The following is a 15,372-nucleotide window of genomic DNA, read 5'->3' as shown; positions in this document are numbered from 1 at the left end:
AGCTCACGGGGTGGTCGGCGTTGTTCAGGTGGCCGAAGCGGATCACGCGCTCCTGCTGCGCCCACGACGGGGCGGCAAGACCGACGCAGAAGCTGGCGATGGCAAGCGTACGAAGAAGTTTCACGAGGGGTCCTCAGGAAGAGATGGAAAAACCGGACTGGGCGCGATCATAGATTTGGTTGGAAAGCGTTTCCACTATGGAAATCCCTTCCCTCTATCTGTTACGCTCCGCCCGGGCAAGATCGCCGGCATCTGTGCAACGAATTTCGAAAGAGCGATATGAGCGGGATACTGGAACGCAGCTTCAAGGTGCTTGAACACCTGGCCGAACACCCGGAGGGCTGTGCGCTCTCGACATTGGCCGGCGAATTGGAGATTCCGCTGAGCGCGTCGCATCGCCTCCTCACGGAGCTGATCCGCTGCGGCTACGTGCGGCAGGACCCGCGCGACGGGCACTACGTGCTGACCATCAAGCTCGTGTCGATCAGCCTGTCGTTCCTGAGCCGCTCGGGCATCGTCGACATTGCCCAGCCCTTGCTCGACCAGCTGGCCTCGACCTCGGGCGAACTGGTGCGGCTTGCCGTGGTCGATGGCGACGAGCTGACCTTCGTGGCCAAGGCGCAAGGCGCCACGCGCGGCCTGCGCTACGACCCGGACATGGGGCTTTCGGTCAACCTCTCGTGCAGCGCGGCCGGCCACGCATGGCTCTCGACGATGAGCGAGGACGCCGCCACTGTGCTCGTCGCGAAAAAGGGGCTGGGCACGCCGCAGGACTACGGCCCCAAGGCGCCCACCTCCATCAAGGCCGTGATGGCCTACGTGAAGGCCGCACACCAGCGCGGCTTCAGCATGATCAACGAAGTGTTCGCGCCGGGCATGACGGCCATGGCGGCACCGGTGCTCGACGCCGGCGGCACGGCGATCGGCGTCGTCACCATCGCGGGTCCGCTGATCCGCCTGACGCCGCAACGGATGGAGGCGCTGGGACCGGCGCTTCTTCAGACCGCCGAAGACGTCGCGCGTGCCAGCGGCGCATCGGCGTTGTTCAAGAAAAGAGCCTAGGTCGGCTCACAAAAAGGAGACAAGCCATGAAGAGACATTCGACCCGCAAACTGCTGCTCGCCGCCGCCGTCGCGGCGGCCACTGTGTTCGCCACCGGCGGCGCGTTCGCGCAGATCAAGGAGCGCACGCTCAAGTTCGCGTTCCAGAACCAGACCGGCCATCCGCAGGCGCAGGGCGCGCAGAAATTCGCGGACATCGTCTCGGCCAAGTCGGGCGGCAAGATCACGGTGAAGCTGTTCGCGGGCGGCTCGCTCGGCGGCGACCTGCAGACGGTGTCGGCATTGCAGGGCGGCACGGTCGAGATCACGGTGCTCAACGCCGGCATCCTCTCCGCGCAGGTCAAGGAGTTCGCGGCCTACGACTTTCCGTTTCTTTTCAACAGCGGCAAGGAAGCCGATGCCGTCACCGACGGCCCCTTCGGCCAGAAGCTGATGGCCAAGCTCGAAGACAAGGGCCTGCACGGCCTGGGCTACTGGGACCTGGGCTTTCGCAACCTCACCAACAGCAAGCGGCCGATCGCGAAGGCGGACGACATCGCCGGGCTGAAGATCCGCGTCATCCAGTCGCCGATCTACATCGATCTCTTCAGCGCACTGGGCGCCAACGCCACGCCGCTGCCGTTCCCCGAGCTCTATCCCGCGCTCGACCAGAAGGCGGTCGACGGGCAGGAGAACCCGAACACGACGATCCTCTCGTCCAAGTTCGCCGAGGTGCAGAAGTACATCACCCAGACGCGCCACATCTACAACCCGCAGGCGCTCCTCATCAGCAAGAAGACCTGGGACGGCATGAGTGCGGAAGAAAAGAAAATCATCACCGACGCCTCGGCCGAGTCGACCGCGTTCCAGCGCGCGGCATCGCGCGGCGCGGCCGACAGCGCGCTCGATGCGCTCAAGAAGGCCGGCATGACCGTCTCCGAGCTGCCGCCCGAGGAAATGGCCAAGCTCCGCGCGAAGGTCAAACCCGTCATCGACAAGTACTCGGCCTCGGTGGGCGAGGCCACCGTCAAGGAACTGATGGCCGAGATCGACAAAGTGCGCAAGTAAGCGCCGTCTGGCTCAGACGATCCGCACCGACAGGTTGGGCAAGCCGTCGATGTGGATCTCGATCAAGTCGCCGCGCACCACCGGCCCCACGTTCTCGGGCGTGCCCGAATAGATGATGTCCCCGGGCATGAGCTCGAAGGCCTGCGACAGGCGGCTGATCTGCTCGGCAACCGACCAGATCATGTATTTGAGCGTGGCGTTCTGCTTGGTCTCGCCGTTCACCTTGAGCCAGATCGCGCCGTCCGCGAAATGGCCGACCTTCGCCACCGGATGGATCGGCCCGATGGGCGCCGAGTGATCGAAGCTCTTGCCGATTTCCCACGGCTTCTTCTGGTCGCCCATCTCGCGCTGCAGGTCGCGGCGCGTCATGTCCAGGCCGAGCGAATAGCCGTACACATGGTCGAGCGCGCTCGCCGCCGGGATGTTCTTGCCGCCCTTGGCCAGCGCGACGACCAGCTCGACTTCGTAGTGGTAGTTCTTGGTGAGCGTGGGATAGGGGTGGTCGGCCACCTTGCCGGGCATCACGACCTGGATCGCATCGGCCGGCTTCTGGAAGAAGAAGGGCGGCTCGCGCGTCGGGTCCGAGCCCATCTCGCGCGCATGCGCGGCGTAGTTGCGTCCGATGCAGTAGATGCGGCGCACCGGGTACACCTGCTCGCTGCCGACGATCGGCACGGTCGATACGGCGACGTCGAAGGGCGTGGACGCCGAACGCGCGGCGCCCGCGGGCAGCGCGCAGCCGGCGAGGGCGCCCGTGGCCATGGCGGCCGAGCCGGCGAGGAGGCCGCGGCGTGAGGATGTGCTGGACATGGTTTGTCTCCTTCTTGGTTGAGGCTGAAAGGCAAGTGATCGATTCTGTGATCGCGCATCGCCAAGCCGCCGCACGCATCTACGCAAAAACAGGACGCAAGCCACATGTTCGTGGCCGTCCGGCCGTCGTTACCATCGCGCCATGACGGCTCCCCAGTCCAGCTCCCGCCTCTACGGCATGCAGGAGCGTGCGAACCATCTCGACTTCGACATCCGCTTCGAAGGCGCGCGCGACGTGCTCGCGCGTCCTCACCGGCACGAGTATTTCCAGATCCAGGTGAGCATCGAGGGCGGCGAGCAACAGCTCATCGGCGGCGCGGTGCGGCCGTTTCTCGCGGGGCACCTGAGCTTCGTGCTGCCGTACCGCGTGCACGTGGTGCCGCATCCCGTGGGTGCGCGCTACGCGATCGTGAATTTCGACCAGGGCTTTCTCTGGCCCGAACTGGCCGTCGAGCCGCTCGACCTTGAGGAGGTGCCTGTCGCGCGCCATCCCGAACTCGCGCCGTTCCTGTTCCAGGAGTACGTCGACTTCGCGTTCGACGAGGCGGATTTCGCGCGCATCCTGCGCTGGCTCGACGAACTCTCCGCGCTCAATCGCGAGCGCGGCTTCGCGGCGGTGGGCGCGATCCGCGGCATCCTGCTGCAGCTCATCTCGCTGGCCTGCCAACGGCACGATGCCGCGTTGCTCGAACAGGCCGCGCGCCACAGTGGCCGCAGTTCGCGCCGCGATGCGTTGCAGCGTGTGATGCGCTACGTGCGCGAGCACCTGGGCGAAGAGATTTCGCTCAACGACGCGGCGGCCGCGGCGATGCTTTCGCCCAACTACCTCGCGCACCTGCTCAAGAAGCAGACCGACCGTACCTTCACCGAACTCGTCACCGAGCGGCGGCTGGAGCGCGCGAAAGAACTTCTGCTGACGTCCAGCACCCGCATCGGCGACATCGCGCTGCAATGCGGCTTCAGCGATGCCGACTACTTCAGCCGTCGCTTCCGCCAGCAGATCGGCGTCACGCCGCGGCAGTTCCGCCACGGCGCGGGCGCGGCTGCTACTTCTTCATCGCCTTGATCTCGGCCTTGCCCTTGCTCTCTTCGGCCTTGGCCTGCTTCACGCAGGCGGACTTGGCGTCGCCCTTCTGGTCGTCGCACTTCCCCTTGGCGATGTCGTAGGCCACGGTGACCTTGGCCTCGGCCACCTTGCGCGCGTTGCTGTCGCTCGGGCGCACCTTCTGGTCGAGTTCGGCCTTGGCGATCTTTTCCTTGCCCTTGGCTTCCTCGACGCACACGTCCTTGGCGTTGTCCTTCATGGCATCGCAGGCGGCCTTGTCGGCCTTGTCGTCGGCGGCGATCTTGTCGCGGCCGGCCTTGAGTTCCGCCACGGCGGGGTCCATCGTCGCTGCAGGCGGGGTTGTTTGCGCATGCGCCGGAAGCGCCATGAGGCACGAGGCGGTCGCGCATATCCACAGGAACTTTTGCATGGTCATCTCCTTGACGCCGGTGTTGGTTGTCGATTCAGGTCCGACGCCTGAAAAACATCCTAGAAACCGACGCGCCGCGGGCAGTAGGACGCCCCGTAAACCAGCCGTAAGTACATGCTGACGCGCATCGGCCCCGGCATAAGCAAAGGCTCGCCTCCCGCAACAGCTGACGGTGCAAAAGACTACGACGCCGGGCCTCAATGAGCGCCGGCGGCGATGTTGCGTATTTCGCTGCGTAGGGCACGCTGCCCGGAAGCCAGTGCGGCCTCGTAGCTGTCGGCCGGGTCGAAAGCGCTGCGAAGGACGGTGGGGTTCGCGCCGTTCGCATCGGTTTCAAGCAGCCGCCAGACAAACGACCCGGGCACCGGCTCATCAATGATGAGTTCGATCGGATGTGTCATGGCTTTCACCATCCGCGCTCGCCCGGCCGGCGTCTGTAGGCCGAGTTCGAGAGTTCCGGTCCCACCCGAAAGAGGCAGGGAACCATCCCGCTGTGAAACGTAGTGTGTGCTGCCGGCGCCGCGTACACATAGACATACGCAATGCGGGCTCGCAGTGGAGTGCGCAGCGAACAATCCGTTCGTCCTTTCCGCAGGCCCCGTCTCTCTCCATGAAGGAAATCGCCATGAGCATCCGATCCAATGCAGTTCTCGCCGCTGCGGCAATCGCGGCCTCCGTCGCCGTTCTCACGTTTGCCGCGCCGCCCGCCGGTGGCGACGTCCCGGCCAGCGCCGCGCAGCAGGCGCCCGAATTCCAGAACATCGACAAGTGGCTCAACTCCGAGCCGCTGAAGCTGCAGGAGCTGCGCGGCAAGGTGGTGCTCGTCGATTTCTGGACCTACACCTGCATCAACTGCCTGAACCACCTGCCCTACGTCAAGGAGTGGAACGAGAAGTACAAGGACAAGGGCCTGGTCGTCGTGGGCGTGCACACGCCGGAGTTCGCCTACGAGAAGTCCACCAGGAACGTGCAGGACGCGATCAAGCGCCTGCAGATCAGGCACGCCGTGGCGCAGGACAACGGCTACGGCACCTGGAAGGCCTTCAACAACCAGTACTGGCCCGCCGTCTACCTGATCGACAAGCAGGGGAAGATCGTCTATTCGCACTTCGGCGAGGGCAGCTACGGCACGACCGAGAAGAAGATCCAGGCGCTGCTGGCCGAGCCGTCGCCGGTGGCTGCCGCTGCGGCCCCTGCCGCCACGCCCGCGGGAGGCTGACATGAAGAAGCTCTGGTTCGCACTCCTGTTCTTCGCGGGCGGCTTCGCCCACGAAGTCCGTAACCCGGTGAACTGCCAATGCATCGCCGCCCGTGAATTCACGGGCCCCCGAAAACGCATCCGCCCATGAAGCGGGAAGAAAGCGCCTCCATGTTCAAAGCGATCCCCAACGACCGCCACGACAACCGCCGCGGCTTCCTGGCCACGGCCGCCGCCGGCGTGGTCGCCACGCAGCTCGCATCGATGAGCTCGGCCCATGCGGGCCCGGCCTTCGAGCTCGGGCCGGTGCGCCAGGTCAAGGCCGGCGTGCTCGACATCGGCTACTTCGAAGCGGGTCCCGCCGATGGCCCGCCGGTGCTGCTGCTGCACGGCTTCCCCTATTCGGTCGACAGCTTCGTCGAGGTCGCGCCGATGCTCGCCGCGCGCGGTGCGCGCGTGATCGTTCCGTGCCTGCGCGGCCACGGGCCGACGCGCTTTCTCGACAGCGCCACGCCGCGCTCCGGGCAGCAGGCGGCCATCGGGGTCGATGTCATCGCGCTCATGGATGCGCTGAAGCTCGACCGCGCAGCGCTCGCCGGCTACGACTGGGGCGGCCGCGCGGCCTGCGTTGCCGCTGCCTTGTGGCCCGAGCGCGTCTCGGGCCTCGTGTCGGTCAACAGCTACCTGATCCAGGACATTGCGAAGGCCAGCGTGCCGGTCGCGCCATCGGTCGAATCGGGCATCTGGTACCAGCACTATTTCCTGAGCGAGCGCGGACGTGCCGGGCTCGTCGCCAACCGGCGCGAGATCGCGCGGACCATCTGGCTGCGCAACTCGCCGAACTGGCGCTTCGACGAGGCCACGCTGGCGCGGCACGTCGCCGCGTTCGACAACCCGGACTACGTCGATGTGGTGATCCATTCGTACCGCCATCGCCTGGGCGCAGCGGACGGCCATCCGGCGTATGCGGATGTCGAGCGGCGGCTCGCGGCGCTGCCGGCCATCGCGGTGCCGACCATCACGCTCGACGGCAAGGCCGATGGCGTGGTGCCGGCCACCGACGGCAAATCGACCGCCGCGAAGTTCACCGGCCCGCGTTCGCACCGCGTGGTCGGGAACGCCGGGCACAACCTGCCCGAGGAGGCACCGAAGGAATTCGCCGAAGCGACCTGGGAGCTGCTCGCCGCGCGCCGCGCCGGATGAAGCTGCAGCGGGACGGCGCTCAGTCGTCGCGCGCTTCGACGGCCGAGGCGAAAACGTAGCCTTCGCTGCGCACCGTCTTGATGTAGCGCGGCTCTCGCGCATCGTCGCGCAGCCGCTGGCGCAGGCGGCTCACCAAGAGGTCGATCGATCGCTCGAAGAGCTCCGCCTCGCGGCCCTGCGTGAGGCTCAGCAGCTGGTCGCGGCTGAGCACCTTCTGCGGGTGGTCGAGGAACACGCGCAGCAGGCGGTATTCGGCGCCGCTGAGCGCCACCATCGTGCCGCTGTCGTCCAGCAGATGGCGCGCCACCGTGTCCACGTGCCAGTCGCCGAAGGCCAGCTTCTGCGAAGGCTCGACCGCGCCCATGTTCGGCGGCAGCATGCGCGTGCGGCGCATCACCGAGCGGATGCGCGCGAGCAGCTCGCGCGCGGAGAAGGGCTTGGCCAGGTAGTCGTCGGCGCCCATCTCCAGGCCCAGGATACGGTCGGCTTCCTCGCTGCGCGCGGTGAGCATCAGGATCGGCGTGGCCTTGTACTTGCCGGTGCGCAGGTCGCGGCAGAGCGTGAGCCCGTCTTCGCCCGGCAGCATCAGGTCCAGGATGATCAGGTCGAAGGGCCCCGACTCCTCCAGTGCCGCGCGCATGTGCCGCCCGGTGGGCACCGCCACCACGCGCAGGCCGTTCTTGACCAGGTAGGTCGTGAGCAGTTCGCGGATTTCCCGGTCGTCGTCGACGATGAGGATGTGGTCGGAAGTCTTTGGGGTCATGGCAGTGGGTGAGGTGTGGTGTGCGCCGCAGCCGCAATGTATCCCGGCTGCCGCGGACCGGCGGGCGGTTTGTATTCGCAAGTATCTGGCAGCGCGCGGCGCGACACTATGTTTCGCCCCTCGCCCCGCCGGCCTGCTGGCGCCGCGGCCCGGGTGCCCGGGCGACCTCTCGGTGTTTCAGCGGCGGCGCCCCTTCTTCGCCGCGGGGCGCTTGGCGGCGAACACCGAGAAGTTCTGTCCGATCTGCGCGAGCAAGCGGTCGGCCGCCACCGGCAGCGGCCGCCCCTGGCGCACCATCAATCGCACCTGCGCCGACCTGCACAGCGGGTGCGCGAGGTCGAGCGCAACGAGGTGCCCCGCCTCGATCTCCGGCGCCGCCGCGAGGCCCGCGCCGATGAAGGTCACGCCATCGGTGGAGCGCACGAAGCGCTTCAGAGCGACCACCGAGTTGCTGCGCAGGCTCGGGTGCAGCTTCACATGCTCCGCGTACTCCAGCAGCTCCACGAGCCGTCCGACGCCGTAGCCCGGCGGCATCAGGCCCAGCGGGTAACCGGAGATCTGCCGTATCTGCAGCGGGCCCGCGATCTTCGTGAGCGGATGCCCTGCGCGCACCAGCAGCCTGGCAGGTGCGGCGGCGCTGGCGACGAACTCGAGCTGCGCATCGGACTGCGGGTTGTAGGCCAGGCCGATGTGCGCCGCATCGCTCACTACCTCTGCGATCAGCTCGCTCGCGGGCAGCGCATCGAGCACCACCGCCAGCTTCGGGTGCGCTGCGCAGAACGGCGCGACCACCTGCTCCAGCAAGCCGTCGACGAAGCCTTCGCTCGCGACGATGCGCACCGTGCCCGCGTCCATCGACTCGATCGCGCGCAGCCGCTCGGTCAGCTGCTCCTGGTGCGCCTGGCAGCCGCGCCAGTACTCGAGCAGGTGGAACGCGGCATCGGTCGGCGCCACGCCGCGCGCTTGCCGCTCGAAGAGCAGCAGGCCCAGCTCTTCTTCCAGCAAGGCCACCTGCCGCGTGATGACCGACGGCGCGGTGTTGAGTGCATCGGCAGCCCCGCGGATCGAGCCGTGGACGAGCACTTCGTGAAAGTACTTCAGCCGCTTCTGGTTGATGTCGCGCATGGCGTCCAGGTCCTTTCAGCGTTGCCTCACGGGCAACGAAGTGGTCAAAAAGTTGCTGTTGCTCGAACAGATGCTACGCCGAACAATTTGTTCAACGCGATCCCCCGCGTCCACCGCCCCCCGCAGTCTGGAAAGAAGAGGACCCCATGAGAGACATGCCGAACACCCCCGTCGCCCGCGCGTTCGCAGGCATCGCCGCCCTTGCGGCCGCGCTTCTCGTCAACGCGACGACCGCCGGCCCGGCGCTTGCCGCGGAGACCTTTCCGTCCAAGCCGGTGACCATGCTCGTCGCGTTCCCGCCCGGCGGCCCGGCCGACGTGCTCGCGCGCGCCATGCAGCCGTCGATGGCGAAGCTGCTCGGCCAGCCGCTCATCATCGAGAACCTGCCGGGTGCCGGCGGCGCGCTTGCCGTGCAGCGTCTCCTGAGCAAGCCGGCCGACGGCTACACGCTCATCATGGGTTCGCCCAACGAGGCGATCCTCGCGCCGCTGTCCAACGCATCGGCGAAGTACAAGCCCGAGGAGCTCGCGCTGATCGCGCCGATCTCCACGCATCCGCTGGTGGTGATGGCGCGCAACGACCTGCCGTATGCGTCGCTCGAGCAGCTCATTGCCGCGGCGAAGAAGCCCGGCAGCCAGAGCCTGACCTTCGGCAGCCCGGGGCACGGATCGATGTACCACATCGTCTCCGAATACCTCGCGCAGACCACGGGCGCCAAACTGCTGCACGTGCCCTACAAGGGTGCCACGCCGATGATGCAGGACCTGGTCGGCCAGCAGATCGACATCACCATCCTGCCGAACCTGGGCGCCTCGATCCAGCTGCTGGAGAGCCACAAGATCAAGGCCATCAACGTGCTCGACACGCAGCGCATGCGCACGCTGCCCGACGTGCCCGCCATCTCCGAAGGAAACGTCGCCAGGAAGAGCGAGTTCGTGCATTCGGTGTGGCTCGCCGTGATGTCCAAGGCCGGCATTCCGGACGATCGGCTGCGCGTGCTGCTGGAGGCCTCGCAGCAGGCGATCCAGTCGCCAGAGATGGTGAAGGCGCTCGCGCAGTCGGGCACGGTGCCGATGAAGCCCCAACCCCTTGCCGACTCCGCGAAGTTCTACGTCCAGGAGACGGAGAAGTTCAAGAAGATGGCCCGTTCGATTCAACTGACTGCCCAATGATGATGAACATCCTCGTCGCCGGTTTCCAGCATGAGACCAACACCTTCGCGCCCACCGTGGCCTCGTACGACAGCTTCGTGCGCGGCGAGGATTTTCCGGGGCTCGTGCGCGGTGAAGGGCTCTTCGGCCTGCTCAACGTCAACCTGCCCGCGAGCGGCTTCATCAACTTCGTGCGTGCGCAGGGCCACACCGTCACGCCCGTCATCTGGGCCGGCGCGGGCGCCTCGGCGCATGTGACCACCGATGCCTACGAGCGCATCGCCGGCGAAATCGTCGAGGCGGTGAAGACGGCCTCGTTCGATGCGATCTACCTCGACCTGCATGGCGCGATGGTCGCGCAGCACCTGGACGACGGCGAAGGCGAGTTGCTCGCGCGCATCCGCGCGGTGGTGGGGCCGCAGATGAAGATCGTGGTGTCGCTCGATTCGCACGCCAACGTCACCACGCAGATGCTCTCGCTCGCCGATGGCCTCGTGGCGTATCGCACGTATCCGCACATCGACATGGCCGACACGGGCCGGCGGGCCGGGGAGCTGCTGCTCGCGCTCACCGGCAGCGACAGGCCGGCGCACCGCGTGGCACGGCGCGTGCCGTTCCTCATTCCGGTGAACAGCATGTCCACCATGATGCAGCCTGCGCGCGGCATGTACGACCTGCTCGAAGAACTGGAGAGGGAAGGCGTGCTCTCGCTTTCCTTCGCGCCGGGCTTTCCGGCCTCCGACTTCGCGGAGTGCGGCCCGGTGGTGTGGGGCTACGGCTTCGATGCGGCGCGCATCGAGCGCGCCGTCGATGCGCTGTTCTCCCGCATCTGCCACCCCGAGCACCAATGGGCGGTGCACTTCGAGGAGCCCGATGCCGCGGTGTCGCGCGCGATGCAGGTCGCGCGAACGGCCACGCGCCCGGTGATCCTCGCGGACACGCAGGACAACCCCGGCGTCGGCGGCGACTCGAACACCACGGGGCTCTTGCGCGCGCTGCTCAGGCACGACGCGCAGGATGCGGCACTCGGCCTCATCTGCGATCCGGCCGCCGCCGCTGCAGCGCACGAGGCGGGCGTGGGCGCCTGGATCGACATCGGCCTGGGCGGCTGCCCGCAGGTCGAGGGCGATGAACCGCTGCGCGGCAGCTTCCAGGTCGAAGCGCTGGCCGACGGCAAGTTCGTCTACGGCGGTCCGATGATGAACGGCAAGGCCTCCGACCTCGGGCCGATGGCGTGCCTGCGCATCGGCGGCGTGCGCATCGCGGTGAGCTCGGCCAAGGCGCAGCTGCTCGACCGCAACATGTATCGCATCGTGGGCATCGGGCCCGAGCAGATGAAGATCCTCGTGAACAAGAGCTCGGTGCACTTTCGCGCCGACTTCGCGGCCATCGCCGAAGAGATCCTCGTGGTGCGCTCGCCAGGGCCCTTCATCGCCGATCCGTCGCAGCTGCCGTGGAAAAACCTGGCCAGGGAAATGCGCACGCGGCCATGCGACGCGGGCTGAAATCCGGCCGGCCGTGAAACGTACTGTGTGGGTTTCTCCGGCAGATACAAAGCCATACGCAAGGTGCGCCCAGAGGGTGGGAGCGGCCCAACAATCCGGTCCGTTCCCAATCAAACCCTCCAAGGAAACACCATGAGCTCCAACGAAAAGATCCTCTACACCGGCACGACCCACACCACCGGCGGCCGCGACGGCGCATCGACCAGCAGCGACCGGCGCCTGGACGTCAAGCTCTCGTCGCCCGGCGGCCCGGGCACCGGCACCAACCCCGAGCAGCTCTTCGCCGCCGGCTGGTCCGCCTGCTTCATCGGCGCGATGGGCCTGGCCGCCGGCAAGCTGAAGATCAAGCTGCCCGCAGACCTGGCCGTGGACGCCGAGGTGGACCTGGCCAACGCCGACGGCGCCTACTTCCTCAAGGCCCGCCTGAACGTCAGCGTACCCGGCATCGAGCGCGAGGTCGTGCAGTCGCTGGTGGACGCGGCGCACCAGACGTGCCCGTACTCCAAGGCCACGCGCGGCAACGTCGACGTCACGATCAACGTGGTCTGACCTGACGACGAACGACGGGCCTGCACGGGTAATGTTCCATGTCGCTGCTTGCTGCCGAACACACTGCGATACATGCGATGGGCTTTCCGGCCAGGCCGGGGTCTATAAACGGGGCCATGTCCACACCCGCCAGCCCCGTCGCCGTGAATAACCCTGTCGGCACCGCCAGCAGCCTGCGCCGCCTGGTGCCGCGCTCGCTGTTCGCCCGGGTGACGCTGATCATCGTGGTGGGCCTGGCGATCGCGCAGCTGCTCACCTTCGCCGCGATCCGCTACGAGCGCGACATGGCGATGCGCGAACTGATGATGACCGGCATCGAGCGCGACATCGCGAGCTCGGTCTCCATCCTGGACCGCCTGCCCGCCGCCGAGCGGCCCGCATGGCTCGAGAAGCTGGAGCGGCGCAACTACCGTTTCGTGCTGGGCGGCATGGCCGATGGCGTGCCGCCCCGGTCGTTGCTGTCGCAGCAGTTCGCCACCGCCATCGTGGAGGCGATGCGCCCCTTCGAGGTCGTCAAGGTCGGCGAGGTGCTGCAGCCGCCCGAGGGCCTGCAGATCCAGGTGCGCCTGACCGATGGCTCCTCGGTGGTCGTGCATGCGCGCCGCGTGGGTATGCCCGTATCGCGCTGGGTCATGTGGCTGCTGGCCATCCAGCTGCTGGTGCTGGCCGTCTGCGCCTGGTTCGCCGTTCGGCTGGTCACGCGGCCGCTGGCCGAGCTGGCCGCCGCGGCCGACGACCTGGGGCCCGACCTCCAGGCGCAGAAGCTCGCCGAAGAAGGGCCGACCGAAGTGGCGCACGCCGCGCGCGCCTTCAATGCGATGCAGCAGCGCATCGGCGGCTACATGTCCGAGCGCGTGGAGATCCTCGCGGCCATCTCGCACGACCTGCAGACGCCGATCACGCGGATGCGGCTGCGCACCGAGATGATGGACGACGAACACGACCGCACCAAGTTCCGCCAGGACCTGGACGCGATGAATTCGCTGGTGCGCGAAGGCGTGACCTATGCGCGCACGCTGCACGGCGCCACCGAGCCGCCGCTGCGCATGGACGCCGATGCGCTGCTCGAGAGCATGCAGGCCGACTACGAGGACGCCGGCAAGACGGTGCACCTCGAAGGCAGGGCGGGCGTGCCGATCGTGGGCCGCCCGAACGCGATACGCCGCATCGTCATGAACCTGATCGACAACGCGCTGATCTTCGGCAGCGATGTGCGGGTGCGCGTGCAACCCGGCGAAGGGCAGCTGGCCATCGCCGTGGTCGACAACGGCCCCGGCATTCCGCCCGACGAGCTGGACGCGGTGCTCAAGCCCTTCTACCGCGTCGAGAGCTCGCGCAACCGCAGCACCGGCGGCACGGGCCTGGGCCTGGCCATCGCGCACCAGCTGGCGATGGCGATGGGCGCCGAGCTCAAGCTGCAGAACCGCCCCGAAGGCGGACTGGAGGCACGCCTGACCATGCCCACGCGAATCACCTAGAGGCACAAGCCGCGCACCCGCGGCGCCGCTTCCGTCCACCTGTTTCAAGCAACCCGCGGCTCGCGTGTCGAGACCGTGAAGGCCCCGCACGCCCCGACGGCGCACATCGACCACCACAGACGAGACCCGAACCATGCTGTTGCTCCTTCTCATTGCCTACCTGGGCGGGGTGCTCACCATCCTGAGCCCCTGCATCCTGCCGGTGCTGCCCTTCGTGTTCGCACGGGCCGATCGGCCGTTCCGCTCGCACGGCCTGCCGATGCTGCTGGGCATGTCGGTGGCCTTCGCCGCGATCGCCACGCTGGCCGCAGTGGGCGGCGGCTGGGTGGTCACGGTCAACGAGTACGGGCGCTATGCGGCGATCGCGATGCTCGCGCTGTTCGGCGGGACGCTGCTGTTCCCCAGCCTGGCCGACCGCCTGAGCCGGCCGCTGGTCGCGCTGGGCATCCGCTTGGCCGAAGCGCAGCCCGACGGCCAAGGCGCCAAGGCGTCGGTGTTCTCGCCGCTGCTGCTGGGCGTCGGTACCGGCCTCCTGTGGGCGCCGTGCGCGGGCCCGATCCTCGGGCTCATCCTCACCGGCGCGGCGCTCAACGGCGCGAGCGTCGGTACCACCGTGCTGCTGCTGGCCTATGCGGCCGGTGCATGCACCTCGTTGGCGGCGGCGCTGCTGTTCGGCGGACGCGTGTTCGCGGTCATGAAGCGTTCGCTGCACACGGGCGAGTGGGTGCGCCGCGTGGCGGGCGTGGCCGTGCTGGTGGGCGTGGGCGCCATTGCGCTGGGGCTGGACACCGGCGTGCTCAGCCAGCTCTCGGTGGGCACCACCTCGGCACTCGAAGAAGCACTCGTGGAGAAGATCGACATGCCCAAGCCGCAACAGCCATCGCCATCCAGCCCGATGGCCGAATCGGCCGCGCAGCCGCAAGACGCCGGCTTCGTCAAGACGGCCGCCGTGCTGCCGGAGCCGGCACCCGTGCGCAAGCTGGGCGTCGAGGGCCAATTCCCCTCGCTCGCCGGTGCGACCGAATGGATCAACTCGCCGCCGCTGACCCCCGAGGCCCTGCGCGGCAAGGTCGTGCTGGTCGACTTCTGGACCTACTCGTGCATCAACTGCCTGCGCACGCTGCCGTACGTTCGTGCTTGGGCCGAGAAGTACAAGGATGCGGGGCTCGTCGTCCTGGGCGTGCATTCGCCGGAGTTCGCATTCGAGAAGCGCTCGGCCAATGTGCGCAAGGCGACGAAGGACCTGGGCATCGACTTCCCGGTGGCGCTGGACAACGACTTCAAGGTCTGGCGCGGCTTCGACAACCAGGCGTGGCCCGCGTTCTATTTCATCGATGCGCAGGGCCGCATCCGTCATCACCAGTTCGGCGAGAACCGCTACGACAAGGCCGAGCAGATCATCCAGCAGCTGCTCGCCGAAGCCGGGCAGCGCAACCTGCCGGCCGGTGTGGTCGCACCGAAGGGCGAGGGCACGCAGGCCGCACCGGGCGACGAGCTCGCGATGTCGGGCGAGACCTATGTGGGCACGGAGCGCGCCCAGGGCTTCGCCTCGCCCGGCGGCCTCGTGAACGGCCGCGCACACGTCTACCAGAGCCCTGCGTCGCTGCGCACGAACCAGTGGGCGCTTGCGGGCGAATGGACGGTCGAGCCCGAGCGCGCCGTGTCGAACCAGCCGAACAGCCGCATCGCCTATCGCTTCCAGGCGCGCGACCTGCACCTGGTGCTCGGCCCCATGGCCGACGGCAAGCCGGTGCGTTTTCGCGTCTTGGTGGATGGCAAGCCCCCGCTCGCCGACCACGGCGCCGACACCGACGCGCAAGGCTACGGGACCATCGAGGCGCAGAAGCTCTACCAGCTGGTCCGCCAGGCGAAGGGAGAGAAGGAGCGGTTGTTCGAGATCGAGTTCCTCGATGGCGGAGCGCAGGCCTACGCGTTCACGTTCGGTTGAAGCCGTTCAGGGCGGCACCCGCACCGACGGTGGGCTCTGTTTCGCGAATGTCCCCCGGC

General features: G+C 67.6%; 16 protein-coding genes and 1 pseudogene. 11 read left to right on the top strand and 6 right to left on the bottom strand.

Going from position 1 to position 15,372, the window contains the following annotated elements; translation table 11 throughout:
* Positions 1 to 124 (bottom strand): annotated as a pseudogene (locus tag RT97_RS34205) (TRAP transporter substrate-binding protein); the annotation flags it as partial.
* 155 nt (positions 125 to 279) lie between these two features.
* Between RT97_RS34205 and RT97_RS19030 the strand changes: the two are divergent.
* Together RT97_RS19030 and RT97_RS19025 are read left to right on the top strand one after the other, a co-directional pair.
* Positions 280 to 1,062, top strand: a complete 783-nt coding sequence (locus tag RT97_RS19030; protein ID WP_042580356.1) for an IclR family transcriptional regulator — start codon at positions 280 to 282, stop codon at positions 1,060 to 1,062.
* Positions 1,063 to 1,088: 26 nt separating this feature from the next.
* Positions 1,089 to 2,108: a TRAP transporter substrate-binding protein gene (locus tag RT97_RS19025; protein ID WP_042580355.1), complete on the top strand. Its 1,020-nt coding sequence runs from the start codon at positions 1,089 to 1,091 to the stop codon at positions 2,106 to 2,108.
* Positions 2,109 to 2,120: 12 nt separating this feature from the next.
* Here RT97_RS19025 and RT97_RS19020 read toward each other — a convergent pair whose 3' ends face one another.
* Positions 2,121 to 2,918, bottom strand: a complete 798-nt coding sequence (locus RT97_RS19020) for a fumarylacetoacetate hydrolase family protein (protein ID WP_042580354.1) — start codon at positions 2,916 to 2,918, stop codon at positions 2,121 to 2,123.
* Positions 2,919 to 3,096: 178 nt separating this feature from the next.
* Between RT97_RS19020 and RT97_RS19015 the strand changes: the two genes are divergently transcribed.
* The gene (locus RT97_RS19015; RefSeq protein WP_042580353.1) at positions 3,097 to 3,984 is read left to right on the top strand and encodes a helix-turn-helix transcriptional regulator; all 888 of its coding nucleotides are present in this window, start codon (positions 3,097 to 3,099) and stop codon (positions 3,982 to 3,984) included.
* Here the strand turns inward: RT97_RS19015 and RT97_RS19010 are convergent.
* The gene (locus RT97_RS19010) at positions 3,965 to 4,393 is read right to left on the bottom strand and encodes a hypothetical protein (RefSeq protein ID WP_042580379.1); all 429 of its coding nucleotides are present in this window, start codon (positions 4,391 to 4,393) and stop codon (positions 3,965 to 3,967) included. The genes RT97_RS19015 and RT97_RS19010 overlap by 20 nt on opposite strands.
* A gap of 197 nt (positions 4,394 to 4,590) precedes the next feature.
* Positions 4,591 to 4,794, bottom strand: coding sequence for a hypothetical protein (locus tag RT97_RS19005; RefSeq protein ID WP_042580378.1), 204 nt, complete (start codon positions 4,792 to 4,794; stop codon positions 4,591 to 4,593).
* A 224-nt stretch (positions 4,795 to 5,018) separates the two neighbouring features.
* On the opposite strand from RT97_RS19005, the gene RT97_RS19000 reads away from it, so the two are divergent.
* Genes RT97_RS19000 through RT97_RS18995 form a run of 3 tightly spaced genes read left to right on the top strand, consistent with a single transcriptional unit; the run spans position 5,019 to position 6,794 of the window.
* A complete protein-coding gene (locus tag RT97_RS19000; RefSeq protein WP_042580352.1) occupies positions 5,019 to 5,612 on the top strand; it encodes a thioredoxin family protein in 594 nt (197 codons plus the stop codon).
* A 1-nt stretch (position 5,613) separates the two neighbouring features.
* The gene (locus RT97_RS34035; RefSeq protein ID WP_301280762.1) at positions 5,614 to 5,742 is read left to right on the top strand and encodes a hypothetical protein; all 129 of its coding nucleotides are present in this window, start codon (positions 5,614 to 5,616) and stop codon (positions 5,740 to 5,742) included.
* 20 nt (positions 5,743 to 5,762) lie between these two features.
* A complete protein-coding gene (locus tag RT97_RS18995; protein WP_216595182.1) occupies positions 5,763 to 6,794 on the top strand; it encodes an alpha/beta fold hydrolase in 1,032 nt (343 codons plus the stop codon).
* A 19-nt stretch (positions 6,795 to 6,813) separates the two neighbouring features.
* Here the strand turns inward: RT97_RS18995 and RT97_RS18990 are convergent, their stop codons facing one another.
* The gene (locus RT97_RS18990; RefSeq protein WP_013539189.1) at positions 6,814 to 7,557 is read right to left on the bottom strand and encodes a response regulator; all 744 of its coding nucleotides are present in this window, start codon (positions 7,555 to 7,557) and stop codon (positions 6,814 to 6,816) included.
* Between the two features lie 177 nt (positions 7,558 to 7,734).
* Entirely contained in the window at positions 7,735 to 8,682 is a 948-nt protein-coding gene (locus RT97_RS18985; protein WP_042580351.1) for a LysR substrate-binding domain-containing protein, read from the bottom strand.
* Between the two features lie 146 nt (positions 8,683 to 8,828).
* Between RT97_RS18985 and RT97_RS18980 the strand changes: the two genes are divergently transcribed.
* The 5 genes from RT97_RS18980 to RT97_RS18960 all read left to right on the top strand — a co-directional run bounded on the left by RT97_RS18980 (position 8,829) and on the right by RT97_RS18960 (position 15,313).
* On the top strand, positions 8,829 to 9,854 hold the full coding sequence (locus tag RT97_RS18980) for a tripartite tricarboxylate transporter substrate binding protein (protein WP_080898359.1): 1,026 nt from the start codon (positions 8,829 to 8,831) through the stop codon (positions 9,852 to 9,854).
* A 2-nt stretch (positions 9,855 to 9,856) separates the two neighbouring features.
* Positions 9,857 to 11,338 (top strand): M81 family metallopeptidase, encoded by a 1,482-nt coding sequence (locus RT97_RS18975; RefSeq protein ID WP_042580376.1) that lies wholly within the window; start codon positions 9,857 to 9,859, stop codon positions 11,336 to 11,338.
* 132 nt (positions 11,339 to 11,470) lie between these two features.
* Positions 11,471 to 11,887 carry an organic hydroperoxide resistance protein gene (locus RT97_RS18970; protein WP_042580349.1) on the top strand — a complete coding sequence of 139 codons (417 nt, stop codon included), beginning with the start codon at positions 11,471 to 11,473 and terminating at the stop codon, positions 11,885 to 11,887.
* Between the two features lie 116 nt (positions 11,888 to 12,003).
* The gene (locus RT97_RS18965) at positions 12,004 to 13,365 is read left to right on the top strand and encodes an ATP-binding protein (RefSeq protein ID WP_042580348.1); all 1,362 of its coding nucleotides are present in this window, start codon (positions 12,004 to 12,006) and stop codon (positions 13,363 to 13,365) included.
* A 136-nt stretch (positions 13,366 to 13,501) separates the two neighbouring features.
* Complete coding sequence (locus RT97_RS18960; protein ID WP_042580375.1) at positions 13,502 to 15,313, top strand: cytochrome c biogenesis protein DipZ; 1,812 nt, start codon at positions 13,502 to 13,504, stop codon at positions 15,311 to 15,313.
* The last annotated feature ends 59 nt before the right edge of the window (positions 15,314 to 15,372 follow it).

The organism is Variovorax paradoxus (genome assembly GCF_000834655.1).
Lineage (GTDB): Bacteria > Pseudomonadota > Gammaproteobacteria > Burkholderiales > Burkholderiaceae_C > Variovorax > Variovorax paradoxus_F.
This window is presented reverse-complemented; position numbering and strand designations above follow the sequence as displayed.